Below are 25,747 nucleotides of genomic sequence, written 5' to 3' on the forward strand. Positions count from 1 at the left end.
TCTTGGCAAGCAGAGTTTCCGAAAAGCTAAAAATACCCTTCACTCTTTCCAAAAGAACTCTAAACGTCAGAGGCTCTTACTCAAAAAGCACAATAATACCAACAAGCCTTCCAGGAGCATTCAGCCTTAAAAAATCTACCGACGGCCAATACTACTTCACCCTAAGCCGCGGCAATGGAGAAACAATTCTAAGCAGCGAACTTTACAAGCATAAAGAAAGCGCAATAGCCGGAATAGAATCCGTACGAAAAAATTCTCTCCGAGCAGACGCCTTCGAAATAAAAAAGGCATCTAACGGAATGTTTTATTTCACACTAAAAGCAATGAACGGCCAAATTATAGGCCAAAGTCAAATGTATTCATCAGAGTCACACTGCATGATTGGCATTCAGGCAGTTGCCGCATCGGCCTTCAACTCCAACCTGAAGGACTCAACTAGTTAATCTTCGGAGTTCAAACTGACATAATTTTTATTTACAGTTGACCAAAATTAGTAAAAAAATTAGTATTTTTCGCGGCGCCTAAGAAACGCCTGTCACCTAGCGGCCTGACCGCTCCCGAAAGCTAAGCGGCTTTTTTGAGCCTGCGGGATTTTCTCGTCCTCAAAAAACTCTGCGACGCCGGGAGTGGGCTAATACAAGACCCGAAAGGGGAATACGTCCGGCCCTCTAGGTGGGGTTTCTTAACTCCCGGCACCCAGCCCTAAGAAAGCTGTTCTGACCTAGCAGAGGTAATGGATATGCCTATCACCCCCAGCCTTCAGCCCGAAGGCGCTCCGCCGTACCTGCCCTCTTCCCCCTCCACCCCGGAGGTGCGCCATGTCTGAAGAGGTACTGATCCCCACCCTGTTCACCCGCCACAAGCGCCAGCTGCGCGCCCTGCTGCTGGAAGACCAATGCTGGTTCAGCACCCGCGACCTCGGCCGGCTGATGGGCGTGCCGATGCTGGAAGAGCGCGTGCAGCGCAACCTGGACGACGACCAGCACCGCCGCGCCTGGCTGCGCGGCGGCAATGGCGACTACGAGGACGAACTGCTGCTCAGCGAATCCGCCGTGTACGCCACGCTGATCCACTACTTCCACCCGGAAAACCGCTGCATCCGCCAATGGATCACCCAGGAGGTGGTCCCAGCCCTGCGCGACAGCTACCGCCACGACACCCGCCAACCCCGCCGCGAAACCCTCCACGGCCCCACCCAGGCCCTGACGGTGCTGCACTGGCAAGGCATGCTCTGGGTGCCCTACCGGCAATGGCCACAGGTGGACACCACACCCACCCGCTGAACACCGGACCTGTTCGTAGGATGGCGTTGAGCGCAGCGATACCCATCGATGGCGCGGCAGCATGGGTATCGCTTCGCTCCACCCATCCTACGGGGGCTGGCGCTTCGGGTTCGGCCATGGTGTTGGCGGCAACGGTGATCACCGCGTACAACCGCGAACGGTTGTACGCCCTACGGGAGGGCCTGGCGTAGGGCGAATAACGCTCCGCGTTATCCGCCGTTTGACCTTGGCCCAATCCCGCTCGCCGCCGAGCACGGAGCCGCCCTCGAAACCGCGCCAGGCTCAACCACGGCGTTGCCGACAAGGAAGGTGTAGCGGCGGATAACCGCGAACGGTTATTCGCCCTACGGGTGGGCCTGGCGTAGGGCGAATAACGCTCCGCGTTATCCGCCGTTTGACCTCGGCCCAATCCCGCTCGCCGCCGAGCACGGAGCCGCCCTCGAAACCGCGCCAGGCTAAACCACGGCGTTGCCGGCAAGGAAGGTGTAGCGGCGGATAACCGCGAACGGTTATTCGCCCTACGCAACCTGCCCACCGGGGACGATCACGCCGCCTGATGCTCTATGGTCAGGCCGATGGACAATCCGGCGTGAACGGTGAGCACAACCAGGGCATCCAGGCTGAACTCACTCAACTGGCCGCGCTTGAGCAGGGTATAGCGCGGCGCGGTGATACCCAGACGTTTGGCGCGGCTGCGGTCGGTGCCATCCCAACTGGCCGCCTCCTTCTGGATCGCCTGCAGGAGGGTCGCGCGCAGGCGCAGCTTTTCCACCTCGGCGGTGGTGTCTGCAATGGCGTCGAAGACGCTGTTGAACGCTTGGACCTCGATCGTTTTCTTTCCCTCGGTCAATCGCGCAGGCGGCTCCTGGCCAGGTCGATAGCTGCCCGCCGATAAAGCCGGGCAAGCAAAGTTATCGGAACCGATAACGCGGCACAATTTTCCTGTCGACCAAAAGCGGAGTTTGGCGTTAAGGATGAGGCCCAGCACCGTAGGGCGCAGGGAAGCACGGTCGTAGGAGCGGACTCCGTCCGCGATTCGGCGGATAACGCCGGCGGTCGGGGTTAAGAGCACCCTCTCCCCAGCCCTCTCCCGCAAGCGGGAGAGGGGGCTGTTCGTGCCACCGGGGCATCCGGCGTGGCCGGGGAAGCCAATCGCGGACGGAGTCCGCTCCTACGGGAAGCTTCGTGCCTCATTGCAGACTGTAGGAGCGGGCCCTGCCCGCGAATCGCGCGCAGGGCGCGCTCCTACAGGTGAATGGTGCGGGCGGCACTCACGTCACGACCGAGCGCCATGCTCGGGGCTGTCGTCCAGGCTAATGCCCTGCACCCCGATTTCCTTCTCCAGTGCCAGCAGGTATTGGCGCAGGGCCTGGCGGGTGGATTCTTCGCGCAGGCTGTGGCGGACGCGGGTGCTGACCTGGGCGTAGGGCAGCGGGCGGCTTTCCTGGCGTTGGTCGATGCTGACCAGGTGCCAGCCGTAGCGCGAGGCCAGGGGGCGGTCGTGCAGGCCCAGGGGCAGGCGGTGCAGGGCCTGGTCGAGTTCGGCGACGGTTTGCCCGGCGCGGAGCCAGCCCAGGTCGCCGCCTTCTTCTTTCGACGGGCAGGCCGAGTGGCGTTGGGCGAGTTCGGTGAAGCGCTGCGGGTCGCGGTGCAGTTCGCGCAATAGTTTTTCGCCCAGGTGGTAATGGGCGTCGCGGGCGCTGGCGTCGTCCGGGGCGGCGGGCAGGAGGATGTGGCGGACCTTGATCCTGGCCGGCTCGGCGAAGCGTTCGCGGTGGGCTTCGAAGTAGCGCCGGCAGGCGTCCTCGTCGGGCTCGGGGACTTGCAGTTCGCGCTCCAGCAGCGCCGCCACCGCCTGGTCGGCGCCCTCCTCCGCCAGTTCGCCCGCGGGCAGCAGGCCGAGGCTGGCGGCCCTTTGCCCGAGCAGTTCGCGCACCACCAGGGCGCGGGCCGCCTGCAGTTGCGCCTCGGCCAGGGAGGCGGCCGGGTGGAAGGGGGTTTCCCGGGCGATGTCGGCTTCGCTGAGCTGGGCGCTGCCGACGCGGATGACCGCGACGGGCTCGTCCGGCAGGTTCTCGACGGCGATCATTTGGGCCATGGCTTCGCTCCTCAGCCGCGCCGGCGGACGATCTGGTAGTTACGCCCGAAGTAGCCCAGGGGGATGCTCCAGACGTGCACCAGGCGGGTGAAGGGGAACAGCAGGATGATGGTCAGGCCGATGAAGATGTGGATCTTGAAGATCAGCGGCGTGCCGATCAGGAAGCTGGCCGCGTCGCCGCGGAAGAACACGATGGACTGCGCCCAGCCGGCCAGGGCCAGCATCATTTCGCCGTCCAGGTGGTGCAGCGAGAAGAAGATGGTGATCAGCCCCAGGCACGCCTGCAACAGCAGCAGGGCGATGATCAGGTTGTCCATGAAGCTGGACGAGGCGCGCACCCTGGGGTTGAACAGCCGGCGCCAGAGCAGCATGCCGCCGCCGATCACGCAGAGCACCCCGGCCGCGCCGCCGAAGAGGATGGCCATGAGCTGCTTGTGGCCGGCGGAGAGGAACGGCTCGTAGACCCAGTGCGGCGTCAGCAGGCCGACCAGGTGGCCGAAGAAGATCGCCAGGATGCCGATGTGGAACAGGTTGCTGGCCAGGCGCATGTGGCGGCTGGAGAGCAGTTGGCTGGAGCCGGTCTTCCAGGTGTACTGGCCGTAGTCGTAGCGCAGCAGGCTGCCGAGCAGGAACACGGTGCCGGCCAGGTAAGGGTAGTAACCGTAGAGCAGGTGCAGAACGTAGTCTTCTAACATGGTGAGCCTCCGTTCATTGGCCGTCCGCCAGGGGCGACGGGGTGGCGGGCAGGACCTGGACGACCTGGGGCAGCGCCTGGTATTTGCGCTCGGCCAGGCGCCGGCCCTCGGCGGACTGCAGGCTGCAGTCCTGGTCGGTCTCGGCGTTGAAGCGGACGATTTCCTCTTCCCACACCGCATCCAGGGCTTGTGGCGTGTGGTCCGGCGCCTCCCCCTCGACCGCCGGGCGCTGCTGCTGGATCAGCTCGCTGCGGCCGATCAGCGCCAGCAGCGCGTGGGGCACCAGGGCGTGGTCGGCGCCGCGCTCTTCCAGGCGCGCGGCGAGCAGCGCGAGGATGTGCTGGATGTCGCCCAGCCATTGGCCGATCTCGGCGTGGCTGCGGGTGGAGAGGTATTCGAGGAACAGCGGCAGGTGGTCGGGCAACTCGCGGGCGTCGAGCTGGAAGCCGGCGGCCTCGTACTCGGCCAGCAGGTCGACCATGGCCTGGCCGCGGTCGCGGGACTCGCCGTGGACGTGCTCGAACAGCAGCAGCGAGACCGAGCGGCCGCGGTCGAAGAGTTCGACGTAGGCTTCCTGCAGGTCCAGCAGGTCGCTCTGCGCCAGGCGTTGGCACCACTGGCCCAGGCGCTTGCGCAGGGGCTCGGGCAGGCGCGTCTCGTCGTCGAGGATGGCGGCCAGCTCGCCGCCCGCTGCCTGCAGCTCGGCGCAGGGGTAGTCGAGCAGCCGGGCCAGCACGCGCAGGCTCAGCAGGCCCTGGGGCTGGCGCTCATCCATGGCGGCTGTCCTCCACCGGGTCGAAGGTCTGCACCGGCTTGACCAGGGTGGTGGTCTGCTTGCTGCCGCCGAACAGGCTGACCTCGCTGTTGCCGCCGTGGCAGCCGTTGCCGAAGCTGAAGCCGCAGCCGCTGCGCTCGGCGTAGGCGTCGGGCAGGGCCTCGCGGTGGCCGGTGGGGATGACGAAGCGGTCCTCGTAGTTGGCGATGGCCAGGTAGCGGTACATCTCTTCCACCTGGCGCTGGCTCAGGCCGACCTGTTGCAGCACTTCGCTGTTGAGGGTGCCGTCCACGTGCTTGGCGCGCATGTACACGCGCATGGCCATCAGCCGCTTGAGGGCCAGCACCACCGGCGCCTCTTCGCCGGCGGTGAGCATGTTGGCCAGGTAGCGCACCGGGATGCGCAGCGACTCGATCTTCGGCAGCACGCCGTCGAATTCCACGTGGCCGGCCTCGGCGGCGGACTGGATGGGCGACAGCGGCGGCACGTACCAGACCATCGGCAGGGTGCGGTATTCCGGGTGCAGCGGCAGCGCCAGTTGCCAGTCGATGGCCAGCTTGTACACCGGCGAGGCCTGGGCCGCGGCGATGACGCTGTCGGGCACGCCGTCCTTGCGCGCCTGCTCGATCACTTGCGGGTCGTGGGGGTCGAGGAAGATTTCACACTGGCGGTGGTAGAGGTCGCGGTCATCGGCCGAGGCGGCCACTTCCTCGATGCGGTCGGCGTCATACAGCAGCACGCCGAGGTAGCGGATGCGCCCCACGCAGGTCTCGGAGCAGACCGTCGGCTGGCCGGTCTCGATGCGCGGGTAGCAGAAGATGCACTTCTCGGACTTGCCGCTCTTCCAGTTGTAGTAGATCTTCTTGTACGGGCAGCCGCTGATGCACATGCGCCAGCCGCGGCACTTGTCCTGGTCGATCAGGACGATGCCGTCTTCCTCGCGCTTGTAGATGGCGCCGCTGGGGCACGAGGCCACGCACGCCGGGTTCAGGCAGTGCTCGCACAGGCGCGGCAGGTACATCATGAAGGTGTTTTCGAACTGCCCGTAGATGTCGGCCTGGACCTGCTCGAAGTTGATGTCCTTGCGCCGCTTGGCGAACTCGGTGCCCAGCAGTTCTTCCCAGTTCGGCCCCCATTCCACCTTGTCCATGCGCAGCCCGCTGATCAGCGAGCGCGGCCGCGCCACCGGCTGGTGCTCGCCCTGGGCGGCGCTGTGCAGGTGCTGGTAGTCGAAGGTGAAGGGTTCGTAGTAGTCGTCGATCTGCGGCAGGTCGGGGTTGGCGAAGATGTTCGCCAGCACCCGCCATTTGCCGCCGATGCGCGGGTTGATGGAGCCGTCGGCGTTGCGCACCCAGCCGCCGTTCCATTTCTTCTGGTTCTCCCATTCCTTGGGGTAGCCGATGCCGGGCTTGGTCTCGACGTTGTTGTACCAGGCGTATTCGATGCCTTCGCGGCTGGTCCAGACGTTCTTGCAGGTGACCGAGCAGGTGTGGCAGCCGATGCACTTGTCGAGGTTGAGGACCATGCCGACCTGGGAACGGATCTTCATTTCACCGCCTCCTGCTGGTAGTCGTTGCCTTCGCCGTCGAGCCAGTCGATGCGCTTCATCTTGCGCACGATGACGAACTCGTCGCGGTTGGAGCCGACGGTGCCGTAGTAGTTGAAGCCGTAGGACAGCTGCGCGTAGCCGCCGATCATGTGGGTCGGCTTGGGGCAGACCCGCGTCACCGAGTTGTGGATGCCGCCGCGCGTACCCGTCACTTCGGAGCCGGGGATATTCAGGATGCGTTCCTGGGCGTGGTACATCATCGCCATGCCCGGGCGCACCCGCTGGCTGACCACCGCCCGCGCGGCGATGGCGCCGTTGGCGTTGTAGAGCTCTATCCAGTCGTTGTCGACCACGCCGATGGCGCGCGCGTCGTCCTCGCTGATCCAGACGATGGGCCCGCCGCGCGACAGTGTCTGCATCAGCAGGTTGTCGCTGTAGGTGGAGTGGATGCCCCACTTCTGGTGCGGCGTCAGCCAGTTCAGGGCGATTTCCGGGTTGCCGTTGCTGCGCGGCTCGGCGACGCTGGCCGCGGCCTTGGTGTCGATGGGCGGGCGGTAGACCATCAGGCTCTCGCCGAAGGCGCGCATCCAGGGGTGGTCCTGGTAGAACTGCTGGCGGCCGCTGAGGGTGCGCCAGGGGATCAGCTCGTGGACGTTGGTGTAGCAGGCGTTGTAGCTCACGTGCTCGTCCTCCAGGCCCGACCAGGTGGGGCTGGAGATGATCTTGCGCGGCTGCGCCACCAGGTCGCGGAAGCGGATCTTCTCTTCCTGCTTGGGCCGCGCCAGGTGGGTGTGGTCGCGCCCGGTGATCTTCGACAGCGCGGCCCAGGCCTTGACCGCCACCTGGCCGTTGGTTTCCGGGGCCAGGGTGAGGATCATCTCCGCCGCGTCCACCGCCGAGGCCAGCCGTGGCCGCCCTTCGGCGGAGCCGTCGAGCTTGCGGTAGTTGAGCTTGCCGAGCAGGTCGACCTCTTCCTGGGTCTGCCAGGCGATGCCCTTGCCGCCGTTGCCCAGGGTGTCCAGCAGCGGGCCGACGGAGCTGAAGCGCTCGTAGGTTTCCGGGTAGTTGCGCTTGACCTCGATCAGCGAGGGCATGGTCTTGCCGGGGATGGGCTCGCACTCGCCCTTCTTCCAGTCGCGCACTTCGGGCTGGGCCAGCTCGCCGGGGCTGTCGTGCTGCAGCGGCAGGGTCACCAGGTCCGTCTCCTCGCCCAGGTGGCCGACGCACAGGCGCGAGAAGGCGCGGGCGATGCCGTCGTAGATCTGCCAGTCGCTGCGCGCTTCCCAGGCCGGGTCGGTGGCGGCGGTGAGCGGGTGGATGAAGGGGTGCATGTCCGAGGTGTTGAGGTCGTCCTTCTCGTACCAGGTGGCGGTCGGCAGCACCACGTCGGAGTACAGGCAGGTGGTGGACATGCGGAAGTCGAGGGTCACCAGCAGGTCGAGCTTGCCCTCGATGGGCTCGTCCTTCCACAGCACTTCCTCGGGCTTCTGCTTGCCGGCCTCGCCCAGGTCCTTGCCGAGCACGCCGTTCTTCGTGCCGAGCAGGTACTTGAGCATGTACTCGTGGCCCTTGCCCGAGCTGCCCAGCAGGTTGGAGCGCCAGACGAACAGGTTGCGCGGATGGTTCTGCGGGTTGTCCGGGTCTTCGCTGGCGAAGCGCAGCTGGCCGCTCCTGAGCTGCTCCACCACGTAGTCGGCGGTGCTCTTGCCGGCGGCCTGGGCCGCGGCGGCCAGGCGCAGCGGGTTGGTGCTCAGCTGCGGCGCCGAGGGCAGCCAGCCCATGCGCTCGGCGCGCACGTTGAAGTCCACCAGGCTGCCGCTGAAGTCCTGCGGCCGGGCCAGGGGCGAGAGCAGTTCCTTCACCTCCAGCTTCTCGTAGCGCCACTGGCTGGAGTGGTTGTAGAAGAACGAGGTGCCGTTCATGTGCCGCGGCGGGCGGTGCCAGTCCAGGGCGAAGGCCAGGGGCGTCCAGCCGGTCTGCGGGCGCAGCTTCTCCTGGCCGACGTAGTGCGACCAGCCGCCGCCGCTCTGGCCGATGCAGCCGCAGAGGATCAGCATGTTGATCAGCCCGCGGTAGTTCATGTCCATGTGGTACCAGTGGTTCATCCCGGCGCCGACGATGATCATGGAGCGGCCGTGGGTCTTGTCGGCGTTCTCGGCGAACTCGCGGGCGATGCGGATCATCTGCGCCGCCGGCACCCCGGTGATGGCCTGCTGCCAGGCCGGGGTGTAGGGCTTGAGCTGGCCGTAGTCGCTGGCGCCATCGTCCTCGCCGGCGCCGCCCACGGTGGGCTGCAGGCCGCGGTCGATGCCGTAGTTGGCGGCCATCAGGTCGAACACGCTGGCCACCAGTGCCTCGCGGCCGTCGGCCAGTTGCAGGCGCTTGGCCGGCACGTGGTGGTAGAGCACGTCGCGCACCGGCACGTTGGGGAAGTGCTTGCGCTCGATGCCGCCGAAGTACGGGAAGGCCACCCGCGCCACTTCGTCGTGGCGGCCCAGCAGCGACAGCGCCAGGCGCACCTCGCGGCCCTCGGCGTCCACCGGTTCCAGGTTCCAGTGGCCGGACTCGCCCCAGCGGAAGCCGATGGAGCCGCGCGGCACCACCAGGCGCTCGCCCGCCTCGTCCCAGGCCACGGTCTTCCACTCGGGGTTGTTGGCCTGCGCCAGGTTGCCGGCGAAGTCCGCGGCGCGCAGTTGCTTGCCGGGGACCAGGCCGCCTTCGGCGCGCGGTTCCAGTTCCACCAGGATCGGCAGGTCGGTGTAGCGGCGCGCGTAGTCGGTGAAATAACTCCGCGGGTTCTCCAGGTGGAATTCCTTGAAGATGACATGGCCCATGGCGATGGCCAGGGCCGAGTCGGTGCCCTGCTTGGCGCTCATCCACTCGTCGCAGAGCTTGGAGATTTCCGCGTAGTCCGGGGTGATGGCCACGGTCTTGGTGCCCTTGTAGCGCACCTCGGTGAAGAAGTGCGCGTCGGGGGTGCGCGTCTGCGGCACGTTGCTGCCCCAGGCGATGAGGTAGCCGGAGTTGTACCAGTCGGCGGACTCGGGCACGTCGGTCTGCTCGCCCCACACTTGTGGGGATGCGGGCGGCAGGTCGCAGTACCAGTCGTAGAAGCTCAGGCACACCCCGCCGATCAGCGACAGGTAGCGGGTGCCCGAGGCGTAGCTGACCATGGACATGGCCGGGATCGGCGAGAAGCCGGCGACGCGGTCCGGGCCGTAGGTCTTCACGGTGTAGACGTTGGCCGCGGCGACCAGCGTCTGCAGCTCGTCCCAGTCGCTGCGCACGAAGCCGCCGCGGCCGCGGATGGACTTGTACTGCTTCGCCTTCTGCGGGTCTTCGACGATGCTCGCCCAGGCCAGCACCGGGTCCCTGTGCGCGGCCAGCGCCTCGCGCCACAGCTGGATCAGCGCCTTGCGCACCAGCGGGTATTTCAGCCGGTTGGCGCTGTACAGGTACCAGGAGTAGCTGGCCCCGCGCGGGCAGCCGCGCGGCTCGTGGTTGGGCAGGTCCGGGCGGGTGCGCGGGTAGTCGGTCTGCTGGGTTTCCCAGGTCACCAGGCCGTTCTTCACGTAGATCTTCCAGCTGCACGAGCCGGTGCAGTTCACCCCGTGGGTGGAGCGGGCGATCTTGTCGAACTGCCAGCGCTGGCGGTAGCCGTCCTCCCAGGCGCGGCTCTCGTCGCGGGTCTCGCCGTGGCCGCCGGCGAATTCCGGCGGGCGTTTGACCAGGTAGCGCAGGCGGTCGATGAAGTAACTCATTTCTCTCCTCCTCGGCGCGGGCCGGATGGCTAGCAGCTCACCTCGGCGTTACGGCGGGTGTAGTAGAACCAGGTCACGACGATGCACAGGGCGTAGAAGACGATGAAGCCGTAGAGCGCCCACTCCGGCCCACCGGTCAGGTCGAACGAGCTGCCGAACGACTTCGGGATGAAGAAGCCGCCATAGGCCGCCACCGCCGAAATGAAGCCCACCGCGGCGGCGGACTCCTTCTCGCTCTGCAGCGCCTGCTGCTCGGCGGGCAGGCCGGGGAACAGGCGCGGCGTCTGGATGCGGAAGATCGCCGGGATCATCTGTGTGGTGCTGGCGTTGCCGACCCCGGAGAAGAAGAACAGCAGCAGGAACATGGCCAGGAAGCCCCAGTAGGCCCCCGGCTGGTCCTTGATGCCGATGAAGAACAGCACGCCGCCCACGCACACGGCCATGGCGACGAACACCCAGAGGCTGATGCGGGCGCCGCCGAAACGGTCGGCCAGGCCGCCGGAGAAGGCGCGGCTCAAGGCGCCGATCAGCGGGCCGAGGAAGGCGAAGCGCAGCACGTCGACCTGCGGGAACAGGTGCCCGGCCAGCAGCGGGAAGCCGGCGGAGAAGCCGATGAAGCTGCCGAAGGTGCCGGTGTAGAGCACGCTCATCAGCCAGGTGTGCTTGCGCTTGAAGATCGCCATCTGGTCGCTGAACGAGGACTTGGCGCTGGCGATGTCGTTCATCCCGAACCAGGCGGCGAGGGTCGCGGCGATGATGAACGGCACCCAGATGAAGCCGGCGTTCTGCAGCCACAGCGGGGTGCCGGCGGCGGTCGTCTGCGGCTCGCCGCCCAGGCTGCCGAACACCGCCAGGGTGATCGCCAGCGGCACCAGGAACTGCATGACGCTCACGCCCAGGTTGCCCAGCCCGGCGTTCAGGCCCATGGCCGCGCCCTTGGCCTGTTTGGGGAAGAAGAACGAGATGTTGGCCATGCTCGAGGAGAAGTTGCCGCCGCCCAGGCCGCACAGCAGGGCGAGGATCAGCATGATCAGGTAGGGCGTGTTGGGGTTCTGCACGGCGAAGCCGATCCACAGCGCCGGCAGCAGCAGCGAGGCGGTGGACAGCGCGGTCCAGCGCCGGCCGCCGAAGATCGGCACCATGAAGCTGTAGAAGATGCGCAGGGTGGCGCCCGACAACCCGGGCAGCGCCGCCAGCCAGAACAACTGGTTGGGCGTGTAGCTGAAGCCGGCCAGTGGCAGCTTGGCCACCACCACCGACCAGACCATCCAGATGGCGAAGGCCAGCAGCAGGTTGGGGATGGAGATCCACAGGTTGCGCGTGGCGATGCGCTTGCCCTTGGCCTCCCAGAACGCGGCGTCCTCCGGGTGCCAGTCCAGCAGCACGAAGCTGCTGGGGGTGGACAGTTCCGGCAGGTCGCGGCCCTCCCGCTGCTCGGCCCATTCCACGCGCTCGGCCATGCGGATCGCGTAGTGCATCCAGGCCAGGGCGCCTGCGGCGATCAGGAACAGCAGCATGAAGCAGCTCTGCCAGACGCCGATGACGTCGTTGAGCATGCCGAAGGTCAGCGGCAGCAGGAAGCCGCCAAGCCCGCCGATCATGCCCACCAGGCCGCCGACCACGCCGACGTGCTGCGGGTAGTAGCTGGGGATGTGCTTGAACACCGCCGCCTTGCCCAGCGACATGAAGAAGCCCAGCACCACGATGACCGGGATGAAGCCGGCCAGGCCCAGGTGCAGGGAGAATTCCAGGTCGCCGCGCACGCCGCTGACGATGTAGCGCGTCGGCGGGTAGCTGAGCAGGAAGGTGCACAGCACCGACACGCCGAGGGTCCAGTACATCACCCGGCGCGCGCCGTAGCGGTCGGACAGCCAGCCGCCGAGGATGCGGAACAGCGACGCCGGCACCGTGTACAGCGCGGCGATCACCCCGGCGCTGGCCAGGCTGACGCCGAACACCTGCATCAGGTAGTGCGGCAGCCACAGGGCCAGGGCGACGAAGGCGCCGAAGACGAAGAAGTAGTACAGCGAGAAGCGCCAGACGCGCAGTTCCGCCAGCGGCGCCAGTTGCTCCGCCAGGGGAATGGGCTGCTGCTTGCGCGCCTGGCTCTGCGGGTCGGACTTGGCCAGCAGCATGAAGGCCACGCCCATGACCGCCAGCACCGCGGCATACACCAGCGCGGCGCCGCGCCAGCCCAGGGCCAGCAGCAGGAAGGGCGCGGCGAAGTTGGTGATGCCGGCGCCGACGTTGCCGGCGCCGAAGATGCCCAGCGCGGTGCCCTGGCGCCCCGGCTCGAACCAGGCCGAGGTGTAGGCGGTGCCGACGATGAAGCCGCCGCCGGCCAGGCCCACGCCCAGGGCCGCCAGCAGCAGGCTGTAGAAGTCCGTGGCGAAGGTCAGCAGGTAGACGCACAGCGCCGAGGCCAGCATCACCAGGCCGAACACCCAGCGCCCGCCGTAGCGGTCGGTCCACAGGCCGAGGAAGATCCGCGAGATGGAACCGGTCAGCACCGGCGTGGCCATCAGCAGGCCGAGCTGGGTGTCGGTTAACCCGAACTCGTCCTTGATCTGCAGACCGAGGATGGAGAACAGCGTCCACACGGCGAAGCAAAGGGTGAACGCCAACGTCGACAAGCCGAGGGCCCGGTATTGGTCCCGGGCGGGAACGGTCGTAACCATGCGCACGCAGTCCCTGGCGAGCGCCTCGAACGGCGCTTGCTCTACAGGCCCGGGGGCGAGTCCCGATACCGGCGGCTACCGGTCCACAGCGAATAACGTCGCACTCAGGCCAATCACGGTTGATGTTGCTGCTTTCGTTATCGTGGCACCGCTTTGGTGCAAGAACTGAGCGTAGACAGGTTCCGCGAGAATTCCAGAACGCCGCCTCAGGCAGGCGCCGCCGCAGAGGCGGCTCAAGTTGTCCCCTTGCGGGGACATCGCGGTAGCGCGCGGGGGGTAGAGTCGTCGGCGAATCCGCCCACAAGCACAATAATCCCGGAGACGCACCGCGATGCACTGCCCTTCCGCCGAGCCCCGGCGCTCGCTGTATTTCGACTACCAGGTCCACCCCGCCTTCACCGCCGCCGTGGGCGCCGCGCAGGCCGCGCGGCATGCCGTGGTCATCGTCGGCGCCGGGCCCATCGGCCTGACCACCGCGCTGGACCTGGCCCGCTACGGCATCCCCTCGGTGCTGCTCGAAGCCGAGCAGCAGGTCAGCGAGGGCAGCCGCGCCATCGTCTTCACCCGCCGCTCGCTGGAAATTCTCCAGCAGGTCGGCGTGGCCGGGCGGGTGACCGCCGCGGGGCTGGGCTGGCGCTTCGGCAACTCCTTCTACCGCAACCAGCGGGTGTTCCGCATGGAGGCGCCGCAGGACGCGGACGACCGCTTCGCGCCCATGACCAACCTGCAGCAACCCTGCCTGGAGCAGTACCTGGTGGAGGCCGTCCAGGCCAACCCGCTGATCGAGCTGCGCTGGGGCAACAAGGTGACCGCCGTGACCCAGGCAGCTGACCATGCGCGCCTGGAAGTGGACACGCCCGCCGGCCCCTACGCCCTGGAAGCCCAGTGGGTGATCGCCGCCGACGGCGCGCGTTCGGCCCTGCGCTCGCTGCTCGGACTGAAGCTGGAAGGCGCGGCCTACGAGGGCCGCTTCGTGATCGCCGACATCCGCATCCGCCTCGACCTGCCCACCGAGCGCCTGGCCTTCTTCGACCCGCCGTGGAACCCCGGCAACACCGTGCTGATGCACCGCGAGCCCGGCGACATCTGGCGCATCGACTACCAGCTGCCGGCCGACGAGACGCCGGAGCAGGCCCTGGCGCCCGAGTCCCTGCGCGCACGCATCGACGCGCAGCTGACCCTGGTTGGCGTGCAGGACCCGCAGTGGGAGCTGGACTGGTGCTCGGTGTACTCCGCCCGCGCGCTGACCCTGCCGGACTACATCCACCGGCGGGTGATCTTCACCGGCGATGCCGCGCACCTGCTGCCGATCTTCGGCGTGCGCGGGGCCAACACCGGCTTCCAGGACTGCAACGGCCTGGCCTGGAAACTGGCCCTGGCGCTCAAGGGCCTGGCCGGCCCGGCGCTGCTGCCCTCCTACAGCCACGAGCGCGTCGGCGCGGCGCGGGAGATCATCGCCGAGGCCGGCAAGAGCACCCGCTTCATGACCCCGCCCACGCCCGGCCAGCGCCTGGTGCGCGATGCCGTGCTGTCGCTGTCGCTGAGCCAGGCCTTCGTCCGCCCGCTGTACCACTGGCGCACCTCGCGGCCCCACGACTACACCGACTCGCCGCTGAACTGCCGCGACGACGACGATGCGGCGTTCCCCGCCGGCCCGCGCCAGGGCGCGCCGCTGCCGAACGTCCGCCTGGGCGAGGACGACTACCTGTTCGACCACCTGGGCGCCGCCTTCCACCTGCTGTACTTCAGCGAAGCCGGCGAACTGCCCGAAGACCTGCGGGCCCAGGCCGCGGCCCTGCGCGAGCGGGGCATCCCGCTGCGCATCCTGGCCATAGGCGCGGCCGATGCGGTGGACGGCGCCGACCTCAGCCTCGCCGACGCCGACGGCCACCTGCGCCGCAAGTACGCCGCGCAGCCGGGCGGCGCCTACCTGGCGCGCCCCGACCAGCACGTCTGCGCACGCTGGCGGCAACTGGACGGCGCCGCGCTGGGCCGGGCCATCCACACCGCACTGGGCAACGCCTGAGGGAACCGCCATGCAAACACTGACCATCGCCGGGCTGGAAAGCGTCTACGAACAACTGGCCGAAGCCCTGGACCGCGCGCCCCAGGCGCAGCGCGAGCTGTTCCTGGTCAAGCTGGCGCTGCTCGCCGCCGAGGCCCTGGGCGAGCCCGAACGCTTCGCCGAACTGACCGAGGCCGCCCTGCTGGACCTCTGAGCCCGGCCGATCCCCGGTCCGCCATGGCGGCGGCCGGGGTGCTACAGTGGCCGGCGCCCGCAACCCGCAGAACCCCGGAGGGACGTCGCGATGCAGTACTGGCCCCTGCGCGCCGGCAGCGTCGAGCACAGCCTGAACCTCGGCCACGCCGCCAACCTGTTCGCCCGCGTCGGCGGCAACCGCAGCCGCACCCTGGCCGCCGACCTGCTGCAGCTGATCGGCCCCGGCGTGCCCCTGGCGCAGTGCACCATCTTCGCCTACGCGCCGCGGCGCAACCCGCAGGTGTTCTCCTTCGCCGACCGCGCCCGCGACGTGGCGCTGCCGCGCATCTCGCACAACTACGCCGAACGCTTCTACAGCCAGGACGGCAACCAGCAGGCCATGGCCCGCCGCGGCCCGGCCGAGCGCATCCTGGTGCAGCGCCAGGGCATCGACGACATCGCCCACCCCGAATACCGCCGCGTGTGCTACGAGCAGCCGCGCATCAGCGAGCGCGTGGCCCTGCTGGCCCATGGCGAGAACGAGCGCTGGCTGTCGCTGAACCTCTACCGCGGCCACGAGCACGGGCACTTCTGCGCCCGCGAGATGGACTACCTGGAAACCCTGGCGCCGCTGCTGATCCAGGCCGTGCGCCTGCACTACCAGGCCTGGCTGCAGGCCAACGAGCTGCCGCTGCTGCTGGCCGAACGCATAGCCGCCCGCCAGCCGGGCCTGACCCTGCGCGAGCAGACGCTGCTGCGCCTGATGCTGACCGGCGCCGACAACGACGCCATCGCCGCGCAACTGGGCGTGCGCCCCTCCAGCGCCGCCACCTACGTCAAGCGCCTGTACCGCAAGCTGGGCATCGGCGGCCTGCGCGAGCTGATCGGCCTGGCGACCCAGGCGCAATGGGCCTAGCGCAGACGCCAGGCGGGCGCCGCGGAAAACCCCGGAAACGCTTTTGCCCGGCGGCGATCCGCAATTCCACGAACTGGCCTGACTTGGGACAAGGACTCCGGGGAATGGCGCGACCGAGCCTAGGTGTCGGCCGAAAAATTGTCGGACAATTCGCACGCCAATCTCTGCCCTTGACGGGAAGAAACTACACGCATGCCCACCCGGATCTTCGCCTTCATGATGTCGCTGGCCATCGGCCTGTCCCTGCTCGCCGGCTGGCAGATGCTGGCCATGAAGCGCGATGCACTAGCCTACGCCCGGGCCAGCGGGCACAACATCCTGCTGCTGGTGGAACGCGAGCTGCACCGCGACCTGGTGGTGCATACCCAGACCCTGCAGACACTCAACAACGTGGTCGTCTCGCCGGACGCCCGCGAAGTCGCCGGGCCGGCGCTGGGCGCCCTGCTGCGGGGGCACGAGGACAGCGCCGGGGAACTGGGCACCATCGTCCTCACCGATGCCCGGGGCCAGCTGCTGCGCGAACTGCACCACCAGACCGAGGTGCAGCGGGACCTGTCCGGGCGGGAATACGTCAGCGCGGTGCTGGCCGAACCGCAGCGCCTGCACCTGAGCCATCCCTTCCTGCCGTCCTATCCGGGCGCGGGGCCGAGCACGGCGCTCAGCCGCAGCCTGCTCGACGCGGACGGCAAGCTGATCGGCGTGGTGGCGGTGATCAAGGAGCTGCGACGCCTGCGCAGCCTCATCGAGGACGTGAAGATCGACAGCAGCGGCCTGGTGTCGATCCGCCTGCTCGACGGCACGCCGCTGGCCCGGTGGCCGGTCGCGGGGCGCAGCAACAGCGAGGCGGAAAAGCGCGCCTTCGAGCACTTCGTCGCCAGCGGGCAGCAGGAATACGTGCACGACAACCTGGACGCCCCGCAACCGGCCTGGCACGGCTACAAGCGCGTCGGCGACTACCCCATGGCGGTCAGCGTGGAACTGGGGAGCGAGTGCGTGCTGCGCACCTGGAACGGCCGCACGGTGGTCACCAGCGGCCTGCTGGTGAGCTTCAACATCGCCACCGTGGCCATGGCCTTCCGCCTCAGTCGCTATCTGCGCGAACGCGCCGCCGCCGAGAACCGCCTGCGCAACCAGGCCTGCACCGACGCCCTGACCGGCCTGCACAACCGCCGCTGGTTCGACGACAAGGCCCGCCAGGAATGGCACCGCCACCTGCGTAACGGCGGCGACCTGGCGGTGCTGATGCTGGATATCGACCAGTTTAAGGCCTACAACGACCACTACGGCCACCCCATGGGCGACGTGGCCCTGGCGAAGGTGGCCGAACAGGTGCGCCAAGGCTGCCGCCGCGAGGAAGACGGCGCCGCGCGCTACGGCGGCGAGGAGTTCGTGGTCATCCTGCCCAACGCCGACCTGGCCGGTGCGCGCAAGGTGGCCGAGGACATCCGCCAGCGGGTGGAAGCCACCGCCCTGCCCCACGCCAAGGTCCAGCGCGGCGTGGTGACGGTGAGCATAGGCGTGGCCAGCACCTCGGCGAGCAAGGTGGAGAGCGTCGAGGCGCTGCTGAAGGTGGCCGACGAGAACCTGTACCGGGCCAAGGCGGATGGGCGTAATCGGGTGGTGGGGTGACCGCCCATGGCGGGCTTGGCGTAGGGCGCATAACGCCTCCGGCGTTATCCGCCGCTTGACCTTGGCCACACACCGCTCGCTGCCGTGCACGGAGCCGCCGTTGAAGAGCGCGCCGAGTTCAACCACGGAGTCGGTGATAGGTGAGGTGAGGGCTTGCTCGGGGGCGGTGCTTGCCGGGGGCTTTGGTGGTGAGCCTTCAGAGCGCCCTCTCCCCAGCCCTCGGCTGCGCGCCCCGCCCTGAAGGGAGAGGGGGCTTGTCCGTGCCGAGAAAGGATCTGGTGTCAGCCGGGTAATCGGTACAAGCCGGCTAACGCCGAAACATCCGCGCACACCGAACGGTCCCCTCTCCCTTCAGGGAGAGGGTTAGGGAGAGGGAACAGAGGTGGGCTTGGCAGAGGAGTCACCGGGGAGCCTGTTCGCGAGCAAGCCCCACTCCTACTACTGCATGAGCGAGCATGGCTTTTCGTAGGATGGTGTTGAGCGAAGCGATACCCATCACCGCAACCGCATGGGTTTCGCAGGCTCAACCCATCCTACGAAGGGCGCCTCGGCGCAACCGGCAAGACAGTTGCTTGTGCCAACTCTGCAAACAAGAACGCCCGCGGATCACTCCGCGGGCGTTCTTTCATTCCAGCGCCGCCGCCTTCAATCCGGCAGCGCGAAGGCCATCACGTAATCCCCCTGGCGGGTGCCCAGGGAGCCATGCCCGCCCGCCATGACCAGCACGTACTGCTTGCCGTCCTTGCCGGTGTAGGTCATCGGCGTGGTCTGGGCGCCGGCCGGCAGGCGGCCTTCCCAGAGGACCTTACCGTCGCGCATGTCGTAGGCGCGCAGGTACTGGTCCAGGGTGCCGCTGAGGAAGCCCAGGCCACTGGCGGTGGTGATCGGCCCGCCCATGCTGGGCACGCCCATGGTCAGCGGCAGCGGGAGGGGCGAGTTGTCGCGCACGGTGCCGTTCTTGTGCTTCCAGATCACTTTGTGGGTGGTCAGGTCCACCGCCGCCACGTAGCCCCAGGCCGGGGCCTGGCAAGGCAGGCCGATGGGCGACAGGAAGGGCGCCATGATCACGCCGTAGGGCGCGCCGGCGTTGGGTTGCACGCCTTCGGTCTCGCTCTTGCGGGCCGGGCCGCCGGCGACTTCCTCGCGGGGCACCAGCTTGGACTTGAAGGCCATGTAGTCGGGGTTGACGAACATGATCTGGCGCACCGGGTCGACCGACACGCCGCCCCAGTCGAACACCCCGAAGTTGCCTGGGAACACCAGCGAGCCCTGCAGCGACGGCGGGGTGTAGATGCCCTCGTAGCGCAGCGACCTGAAGTCCAGGCGGCAGAGCATCTGGTCGAACGGCGTCACGCCCCACATGTCCTTCTCGCGCACGGTGGGCGGCATGAAGTTCAGCTCGGACATCGGCTGCGTCGGCGAGGTGTGGTCGCCTTCCACCGCGCCCTGCGGCACCGGGGTTTCGTTGATCGGCACGATGGCCTCGCCGTTGCGGCGGTCGAGCACGTAGATGCTGCCCTGCTTGGTCGAGGCCAGCAGCGCCGGCTTGATGCCGTCGGCGGTCTTCAGGTCGACCAGGGTCGGCTGGCCGCCCACGTCCATGTCCCACAGGTCGTGGTGGGTGAACTGGTGGGTCCAGCGCACCTTGCCGGTGGCCAGGTCCAGCGCGGTGACGCCGGCGCTGAACTTCTCCGCCTCGGGGGTGCGGTTGCCGCCCCACTGGTCGGGCATCTGGTTGCCCATGGGTAGGTAGACCAGGCCGAGCTTCTCGTCGACGCTGGCCACCGACCACATGTTCGGCGAGTTGCGGGTGTAGGTCTTGTCGGCGGCGATCGGCGCGGTGGCGTCCGGGTTGCCGCTGTCCCAGTTCCACACCAGGTGGCCGTCGCGCACGTCGTAGGCGCGGATCACCCCGGAAGGCTCGTCGGTGGAGACGTTGTCGGTGACGTGGCCGCCGATGATCACCAGGTCGCGGGTCACCGCCGGCGGCGAGGTGGAGTAGTAGCCGCCGGCGGTGAAGCTGCCGATGTTGGCGCGCAGGTCGATCTCGCCCTTGTCGCCGAAGCCTTCGCAGACCTTGCCGGTGTCGGCGTCGAGGGCGATCAGGCGGGTGTCGGCGGTGGGCACGAACAGGCGTTTCGGGCAGCTGCCGGCGGCCGGCGCCGGGCTGGCGACGGTAGTGCCGTCGGCGGCCTTGGCGGCGTAGGCGGCTTCGTCATGGTAGGCCACGCCGCGGCAGGTCATGTGCGCCCAGCCCTTGAAGTTGGCCGCGTTCTGCGTGCTCAGCTTGGGATCGAAGCGCCAGAGTTCCTTGCCGGTGTCCGGGTCCAGGGCGATCACCTGGCTGTGCGGGGTGCACACGTAGAGCTTGCCGTTGACCTTCAGCGGGGTGTTTTCCGCGGTGGTCTCGCCCGGGTCGTTCGGGCCGGGCAGGTCGCCGGTGCGGAAGGTCCAGGCCAGCTTCAACTGGTGGACGTTGTCCGGGTTGATCTGCGTGAGCGGCGAGTAACGGTCGCCGAAGGCGGTGCGCCCGTAGGCCTGCCAGTCGCCCTCGGGCTGCGCCGGGGCGGCGTTGGGCACGCCGGCGCTGGCGCGGTCGATGCGCCCTTCGATGCGGCCCGGGTTGGTGAACTGCGAGGCGATGGCGGTGGCACCGGCCAGCACCACGGCCAGGCCCAGCAGCGCAGTGGCCTTGGGCGCCGGGCCCGCGGCCAGCAGCGGGCGGCGCAGCCAGGGCAGCAGCAGGACGATGCCGAGCACGAACCACAGCGCCAGGCGCGGCACCAGTTGCCACCAGTCCAGGCCCACTTCGTACCAGGCCCACAAGGTGCTGCCCAGCAGGAACAGCGCGTACAGGCCGATGGCGGCGGCGCGGCCGAGCAGCAGCAGCACGCCGGTCACGGCCAGCACCGCGCCGGCCACCAGGTAGTAGAGCGAGCCGCCCAGGCTCAGCAGCTTGATGCCGCCGGCCAGCAGGGCCAGGCCCATCAGCAGCAGCAATAGTCCGAGCAGGCTCGGCAGCAGGCGTGGCCTGCCAAACGCACCGTCAGTGCTCATGCGTGTTCTCCTTCGGTCTTTCAGTGAGCGGGTACTGCTTGGGTTCAGAACTGGTATTGGAGGCCAGCGCCGGCGTACCAGGAACGCCCCGGGGCGGCCTCGTAGTAGCGGCCGTTGCTGTCGCCGACGATGACCGAGCCGACGTACTGGCGGTCCAGCAGGTTGTCCAGGCGCAGCAACTGGTGGAAGGTCCAGGGGCCGTAGCGCTGTTCGAAGCGCGTGCGCCAGTTGAACACCGCGTAGCTGGGCGCCGGCTTGTCCTCGTTGCTGTCTTCAACATAGACCTTGCTGCGGTACTGCCCTTCGAAGCCCATGCTGACGTCCTGGCGCGGCTTCCACACCAGCTCGCCGTAGAGGCTGCTGCCGGGCACGCCGGGCAGGTGGTTGCCCTTCTCGATGAGGTTGCCGCCCTCGACGAAGTCCTGGTCGTAGGTGGCTTCCAGGCGGGTGTAGGCGAGGGTCGCGTCCCACTGTTCGCTGAGCTGGCTCTGCACGCCCAGTTCGAAGCCGCGGCGCAGGGTCTTGCCGGCATTCTGGTAGCTGGTGCGGCCGCCGGTGGAGCTGGCGACGACGATCTCGTCGTCGGTGCGGATTTCGAAGACCGCCGCGTTGACCCGCGTGTTGCCGCCGACCTTGGCCTTCAGGCCCAGTTCGTACTGGGTGCTGGTGGCCGGGTCGAGGCCGAAGTTGAAGCTTTCCACCAGGCCCGGGGCGTAGGCCATCTCGGCCTGGGTCGGCGTCTCGAAGCCCTTGCCGGCGCTGACGTAGCCGTGCAGCTCGGGGGTGAAGGCGTACATCACCGACAGCGACGGGGTGTTCTTCTGGTACTTCTTCGAGCCGCTGGAGTCGCCGTTGGCCAGGTAGTGGTCGTCCACCTCCATCTTCATGGTGCTGTGGCGCAGGCCGGCGTCGAAGGTCCAGTCGCCCAGCTCCCAGCGCGCCTGCACGTAGGGGTCGAGGCTGGTGGCGATGTCGTCCTCGTCGCGGCGCAGCTCGCCCTTCACGCCCAGCAGGTCGCCGCTGTAGTTCTGGTAGCCGTGGCGGTCGTCGCGGCTGCGGTCGTAGTCCACCCCCGTGGTGACGGTCAGCTCGCCGGGCACCCCATGCACCGGCTGGATCCAGCGCAGGGTGCCGCCGTGGAATTCGCGGTCGAAGTCCACCACGCCGCCGCCGCGCTGGGTGTTGGAGACCACGCCCCTGGGGATCGACAGGTACTGGATGACGCTGCGCTGCCCGGCGTACAGGTTGAACTGCAAGGTGGCGTCGCCGAAGTAGCGCTCGTAGTTCATGCCCACCTGCTGGTGGTCGATGCTTTTGCGCGTGTTGTAGGTCTCGGCCACCGACGCCACCGAGCGCGGGTCGTGCTGGTAGGCGGCCCAGGTCTGGCCCAGCGGGTCCTGGGTGCCGTTCTGCTCCAGGCTGCTGTAGATCAGCGCCAGGCGGCTGTCGTCGTCGAGCCTGAAGTTGAGCTTGGCGAAGGTCTGGTCGCGGCGCGCGGCGCTGTGGTCGCGGTAGCCGTCGGTGTCCATGCGCGAGGCGTCGAGGAGGAAGCCGGCCTTGTCGTTGCCGCCCTCGGCGTAGAGGTGGTTCTTGTTGAAGCCGTCGCTGCCGAAGGTGGTTTCGGCGCCCACCTTCGGCGGGCCGGAGCCATCGCGGCTGAACATCTGGATGACCCCGCCGGCGTTGCTGCCGTAAATGGTCGAGGCCGGGCCGCGCAGCACCTCGATGCGGTCGGCCACGTCGAGGTTCAGCGTCGCCGCCTGGCCCTGGCCATCCGGCGTGCTGGCCGGGATGCCGTCGCTGAGCAGCTTCAGCCCGCGAATGCCGAAGGCCGAGCGCGCGCCATAGCCGCGCGAGGAAATCTGCAGGTCCTGGGCGTAGTTCTGGCGGTTCTGCACCACCAGGCCGGGCACCCGCGGCAGCACTTCGGAGAGGTTGACGCCGAGCTGGCCGTCGCCGATCTGCGGCTGCTGCACGGTGTCGATGGAGAACGGCAGGTCGAAGCTGGAGACCGGCGCGTAGGTGCCAGTGACGACCATCGGGGCGAACACCTCGTCGGCGGGCACGGCGCTGTCCGCGGCAAGGGCGAAGGTGCCGGTGCTCAGGCCCCAGAGCAGCAGCGGCGGCTGCAGGGTCATGGCGAGGCTGAGCGGGCGAAAACGCAAGGGCATGCTGGGGTTCCTGCTCCCTGCCCCGGCGCTGGCCGGGGCCTTGGTGATGACTGGGCGGCTCAGAAGCTGGACTGGATCTTCAGGCCGGCGACCAGGGCGTTGTCCACCTCGTAGACGCCGCCGGGATGCTTGATGTACTGCAGGTTCGGCCGCACCGTCAGCCAGTTGGTGACGTGCACCCCGTAGTACAGCTCGGCGTCGTATTCGCTGTGCTGCACCGGCTGGAACAGCGGTTTGTCGTAGTCGTCGATGCCCGACACCGCGTTGATCTGCTTCTGGTGCCTGGTCACATCGTCGTTGATGTGGATGCGCGCCACCGCCAGGCCGATGTCGTCCTTCGGCCGCGCATCGAACAGGCCTTTGTAGACCGCGCCCACCTGCTGGTAGTTGTCGATGCTGTTGGTCGCCTGGTCATGCACGGTGAAGTTGGCGAACAGGCTCAGGCCGCGCGCGGCGTCGCCGTCGTGCGCGGTGACCTGCTGCTGCGCCACCACCCACCAGCCGTGCTTGCTGCCGTGGGACTTGAAGGCGTTGCCGGTCAGCGCCTGGGGCTGGCCGTTGACATCCTCGTAGACGTCGTCGGCCTTGGCGGTGCTGTAGTAGTAGCCCAGGCGGTATTCGCCCGGCAGCCCGCCGACCTTCGGCGACCACACCAGCTCCATCGGCAGGATCGCGCCCTTGGTGCCGCTGCCGCTGAGCTTGAAGCCGTTGCCGGTTTCCAGGTTCGAGGGGTTCTGCTCGTAGGCGCCGACCTGCACGAAGAACTCCGGGCTCAGGTTGTACTTCACCCGCAGCGCCCACTGCGCCACCGGCCAGTTGTACCAGATGCCGCCCACCCAGTTGCCCACCTGCGAGCCGCAGAAGGCCAGGTTCTGGAAGTCGCAGGGGAAGCTGTTGAAGTCCTCGCCCTCGCCGAACTGGCCGACCTTGATGTCCAGGGCGTCGTCGAGGAAGGTCTGCTTGTACCACATCTGCGTCAGCCGCCAGGTCTGGCCGCGGCCCCAGACTTCCTGCACCGAGCTGAGCTGGCCGGCGCGCGGGTCGCTGATGCGGTCGTTGGAGAGGTTGTTGCCGCTGCGCTCGGTCACCGTCAGCTGGAACTCGGCGCCGTGCCAGCCGAGGATCTTCTGCAGGTCCAGGTGGGTGCCCAGCGCCCACTGGTCGGTGTAGCGCGCAGTCTTGTCGTCGTTGTAGCCGCCGTGCAGGTTGCCCGCGGCCTCGCCGACGTAGTCCAGCTTGAAGTCGTAGCCCTTCTCCAGCAGCTCGCTGCGGATGCCGCCCCAATCCCCCAGGCCCCATTTCGAATCGGCGGAAAAAGCCTCGTCGCCATGGGCGCCGCCGGCCAGCAGGGCGAGCAGCCCCAGCCCCGGGGCGAGATTGCGGGCGGTGATCATGGGGGCTATTCCTCCTGGCAGCCTGAAGCGAAAAGCGCCACCCGGCCCGCTCCCCAACGGGGCGCGAGCCGCATGGCCAAACGAAAACTGTAGAACAGGGCCCGGCGCAGCGCTCTGGCGCGGCCATTCCCCCTGCCCCGGAAAATCTGCGCAGCCTTGAGACAGCGCTATCTTTTGCAGATGAAAAAAACGCCCGGTCAAAGGCGACGCGCACGTTACTGCCCGCACGGGCTAATGGCCAGACGCAGGGCTGGCAATATTATTTTTCATTTCCCGTAATAATCTAGTCCGCTGGCGAAGTATTTTCCTCAATAACCGCACGAAAATCAGGGTAATGGCGGCCCACAGGTTCGCGCCTGCGGGGCCCTGCGGCGACATGCAGCCTCCCGCGCGCAAAAGACAGCGCTGTCCAAACACCTCCCCAAACCACCACCGGCACGGCGCTGGCAGCCCGCGCCCGGCTCCGCTACCTTGGCCGGGCCATCGACGAAGCGAGAATCCCCATGCCCCTTCCGCACGCCGCCCGAGGCCGCCATGCCCCGCGCTGACACGGCCAGCGCGCCCACGCCGCGCATCGACGAAGAGCTGACGCTGAAGAAGCTGGAAGTCTTCCTGGCCTTCATGCGCACCGGCAACCTGGCCCGCGCCGCCGCCGAGCTGGGCACCAGCAACGTCAGCGTGCACCGCGCCATCCACTCCCTGGAAAGCGCCCTGCGCTGCCCGCTGTTCAAGCACGAGGGGCGCACGCTGACGCCGCTGGAAAGCGCCTTCGTGCTGGAGGAACGCGCGCAGAAGCTGGTGCAGGACGTGAACGAGACGGTGCGCCTCACCCGCGAGGCCGCCGGCTTCTCCGCCGAGCGCTTCAAGCTCGGCGCGCTCTATTCGCTGACGGTGAAGACCGTGCCGCAGCTGATCATGGGCCTGAAGCTGCGGCGCAGCGAGCTGAACATCGATCTCATCCTCGGCTCCAACGTCGACCTGTTCTACCAGTTGAAGAACATGGAGCTGGACGCCATCCTGGTGTCGCTCAACGAGAGCGTGGCCGACCCCGACTGCGAGCAGCTGCCGCTGTTCTCCGACGACATCTTCCTCGCCGTGCCGGTGGATTCGCCCTATGCCGAGCAGGCCGAGATCGACCTGGCCAGCCTGAAGGACGCGCCCTTCGTCACCCTCGCCCAGGGCTTCGCCACCCACCAGGACGGCGTGCGGGTGTTCCGCCAGGCCGGCTTCGAGCCGCACATCGCCATGCAGGTGAACGACATCTTCACCCTGCTCAGCATGGTCAGTTCCGGGGTGGGCTACGCGCTGCTGCCCAAGCGCATCGAGGCGGTGTACGAGAACCGCGTGAAGCTGATTCCGCTGCAGGCGCGCTACCGCCTGCAGCAGCGCATCGGCGTGGTGTTCCTGCGCGCCAAGGAGCGCGACCCGAACCTGCTGGCGCTGCTCGCCGAATGCCGCATGTACAGCATGCGCCACGAGCAGGAAGCGGCGCGGGCGGGGGCCTGAGGCGCCCCGCCCGCTTTTCTCAGCCGGCCACTAGC

17 protein-coding genes are annotated in these 25,747 nt (G+C 67.8%); 7 read left to right on the forward strand and 10 right to left on the reverse strand.

The genetic code is table 11. The annotated features are described in order from the left end of the window. Nucleotides 1-95: 95 nt before the first annotated feature. Nucleotides 96-443 (forward strand): YegP family protein, encoded by a 348-nt coding sequence (locus QSJ95_RS28835; RefSeq protein ID WP_285647105.1) that lies wholly within the window; start codon nt 96-98, stop codon nt 441-443. A 375-nt stretch (nt 444-818) separates the two neighbouring features. Further along, nucleotides 819-1,283 carry a BRO-N domain-containing protein gene (locus QSJ95_RS28840; RefSeq protein WP_043270720.1) on the forward strand — a complete coding sequence of 155 codons (465 nt, stop codon included), beginning with the start codon at nt 819-821 and terminating at the stop codon, nt 1,281-1,283. Between the two features lie 544 nt (nt 1,284-1,827). On the opposite strand, the gene QSJ95_RS28845 is transcribed toward QSJ95_RS28840, so the two are convergent. From QSJ95_RS28845 to QSJ95_RS28875, 7 genes are all read right to left on the reverse strand, one after another. Then, nucleotides 1,828-2,133 (reverse strand): helix-turn-helix domain-containing protein, encoded by a 306-nt coding sequence (locus tag QSJ95_RS28845; protein WP_285647011.1) that lies wholly within the window; start codon nt 2,131-2,133, stop codon nt 1,828-1,830. Between the two features lie 426 nt (nt 2,134-2,559). Further along, entirely contained in the window at nt 2,560-3,381 is an 822-nt protein-coding gene (locus QSJ95_RS28850; protein ID WP_285647012.1) for a peptidylprolyl isomerase, read from the reverse strand. Between the two features lie 11 nt (nt 3,382-3,392). Beyond that, the gene (gene narI, locus QSJ95_RS28855) at nt 3,393-4,076 is read right to left on the reverse strand and encodes a respiratory nitrate reductase subunit gamma (RefSeq protein ID WP_043270724.1); all 684 of its coding nucleotides are present in this window, start codon (nt 4,074-4,076) and stop codon (nt 3,393-3,395) included. A gap of 13 nt (nt 4,077-4,089) precedes the next feature. After that, nucleotides 4,090-4,851, reverse strand: a complete 762-nt coding sequence (gene narJ / locus QSJ95_RS28860) for a nitrate reductase molybdenum cofactor assembly chaperone (protein WP_281688062.1) — start codon at nt 4,849-4,851, stop codon at nt 4,090-4,092. Beyond that, nucleotides 4,844-6,400, reverse strand: coding sequence for a nitrate reductase subunit beta (narH, locus tag QSJ95_RS28865; RefSeq protein ID WP_074976947.1), 1,557 nt, complete (start codon nt 6,398-6,400; stop codon nt 4,844-4,846). Before narH ends, narJ begins: the two co-directional genes overlap by 8 nt. Next, nucleotides 6,397-10,161, reverse strand: coding sequence for a nitrate reductase subunit alpha (locus QSJ95_RS28870; RefSeq protein ID WP_285647014.1), 3,765 nt, complete (start codon nt 10,159-10,161; stop codon nt 6,397-6,399). The genes narH and QSJ95_RS28870 overlap by 4 nt, the downstream gene beginning before the upstream one ends. Nucleotides 10,162-10,190: 29 nt before the next feature. After that, on the reverse strand, nt 10,191-12,839 hold the full coding sequence (locus tag QSJ95_RS28875) for a nitrate/nitrite transporter (protein ID WP_069864011.1): 2,649 nt from the start codon (nt 12,837-12,839) through the stop codon (nt 10,191-10,193). Nucleotides 12,840-13,170: 331 nt separating this feature from the next. Here QSJ95_RS28875 and QSJ95_RS28880 point away from each other — a divergent pair, with 331 nt between their 5' ends. From QSJ95_RS28880 to QSJ95_RS28895, 4 genes are all read left to right on the forward strand, one after another. Then, nucleotides 13,171-14,865 (forward strand): FAD-dependent monooxygenase, encoded by a 1,695-nt coding sequence (locus QSJ95_RS28880; protein ID WP_285647016.1) that lies wholly within the window; start codon nt 13,171-13,173, stop codon nt 14,863-14,865. Between the two features lie 10 nt (nt 14,866-14,875). Beyond that, complete coding sequence (locus tag QSJ95_RS28885) at nt 14,876-15,058, forward strand: hypothetical protein (RefSeq protein WP_009621747.1); 183 nt, start codon at nt 14,876-14,878, stop codon at nt 15,056-15,058. 90 nt (nt 15,059-15,148) lie between these two features. Continuing rightward, nucleotides 15,149-15,955 carry a helix-turn-helix transcriptional regulator gene (locus QSJ95_RS28890; protein ID WP_043270734.1) on the forward strand — a complete coding sequence of 269 codons (807 nt, stop codon included), beginning with the start codon at nt 15,149-15,151 and terminating at the stop codon, nt 15,953-15,955. Nucleotides 15,956-16,147: 192 nt separating this feature from the next. Continuing rightward, a complete protein-coding gene (locus tag QSJ95_RS28895) occupies nt 16,148-17,584 on the forward strand; it encodes a GGDEF domain-containing protein (RefSeq protein ID WP_285647020.1) in 1,437 nt (478 codons plus the stop codon). A gap of 645 nt (nt 17,585-18,229) precedes the next feature. Here QSJ95_RS28895 and QSJ95_RS28900 read toward each other — a convergent pair. Genes QSJ95_RS28900 through QSJ95_RS28910 form a run of 3 tightly spaced genes read right to left on the reverse strand, consistent with a single transcriptional unit; the run spans nt 18,230 to nt 24,206 of the window. Next, on the reverse strand, nt 18,230-20,641 hold the full coding sequence (locus tag QSJ95_RS28900; protein WP_064583785.1) for a glucose/quinate/shikimate family membrane-bound PQQ-dependent dehydrogenase: 2,412 nt from the start codon (nt 20,639-20,641) through the stop codon (nt 18,230-18,232). Nucleotides 20,642-20,685: 44 nt separating this feature from the next. Beyond that, nucleotides 20,686-22,812, reverse strand: coding sequence for a TonB-dependent receptor family protein (locus tag QSJ95_RS28905; protein WP_285647023.1), 2,127 nt, complete (start codon nt 22,810-22,812; stop codon nt 20,686-20,688). A gap of 59 nt (nt 22,813-22,871) precedes the next feature. Beyond that, a complete protein-coding gene (locus QSJ95_RS28910) occupies nt 22,872-24,206 on the reverse strand; it encodes a carbohydrate porin (protein ID WP_285647025.1) in 1,335 nt (444 codons plus the stop codon). Nucleotides 24,207-24,740: 534 nt separating this feature from the next. Here QSJ95_RS28910 and QSJ95_RS28915 point away from each other — a divergent pair. Further along, nucleotides 24,741-25,712, forward strand: coding sequence for a LysR family transcriptional regulator (locus QSJ95_RS28915; protein ID WP_116423646.1), 972 nt, complete (start codon nt 24,741-24,743; stop codon nt 25,710-25,712). The last annotated feature ends 35 nt before the right edge of the window (nt 25,713-25,747 follow it).

This window comes from Pseudomonas sp. NBRC 100443, from assembly GCF_030268185.1.
Taxonomy (GTDB): Bacteria; Pseudomonadota; Gammaproteobacteria; order Pseudomonadales; family Pseudomonadaceae; genus Pseudomonas; species Pseudomonas citronellolis.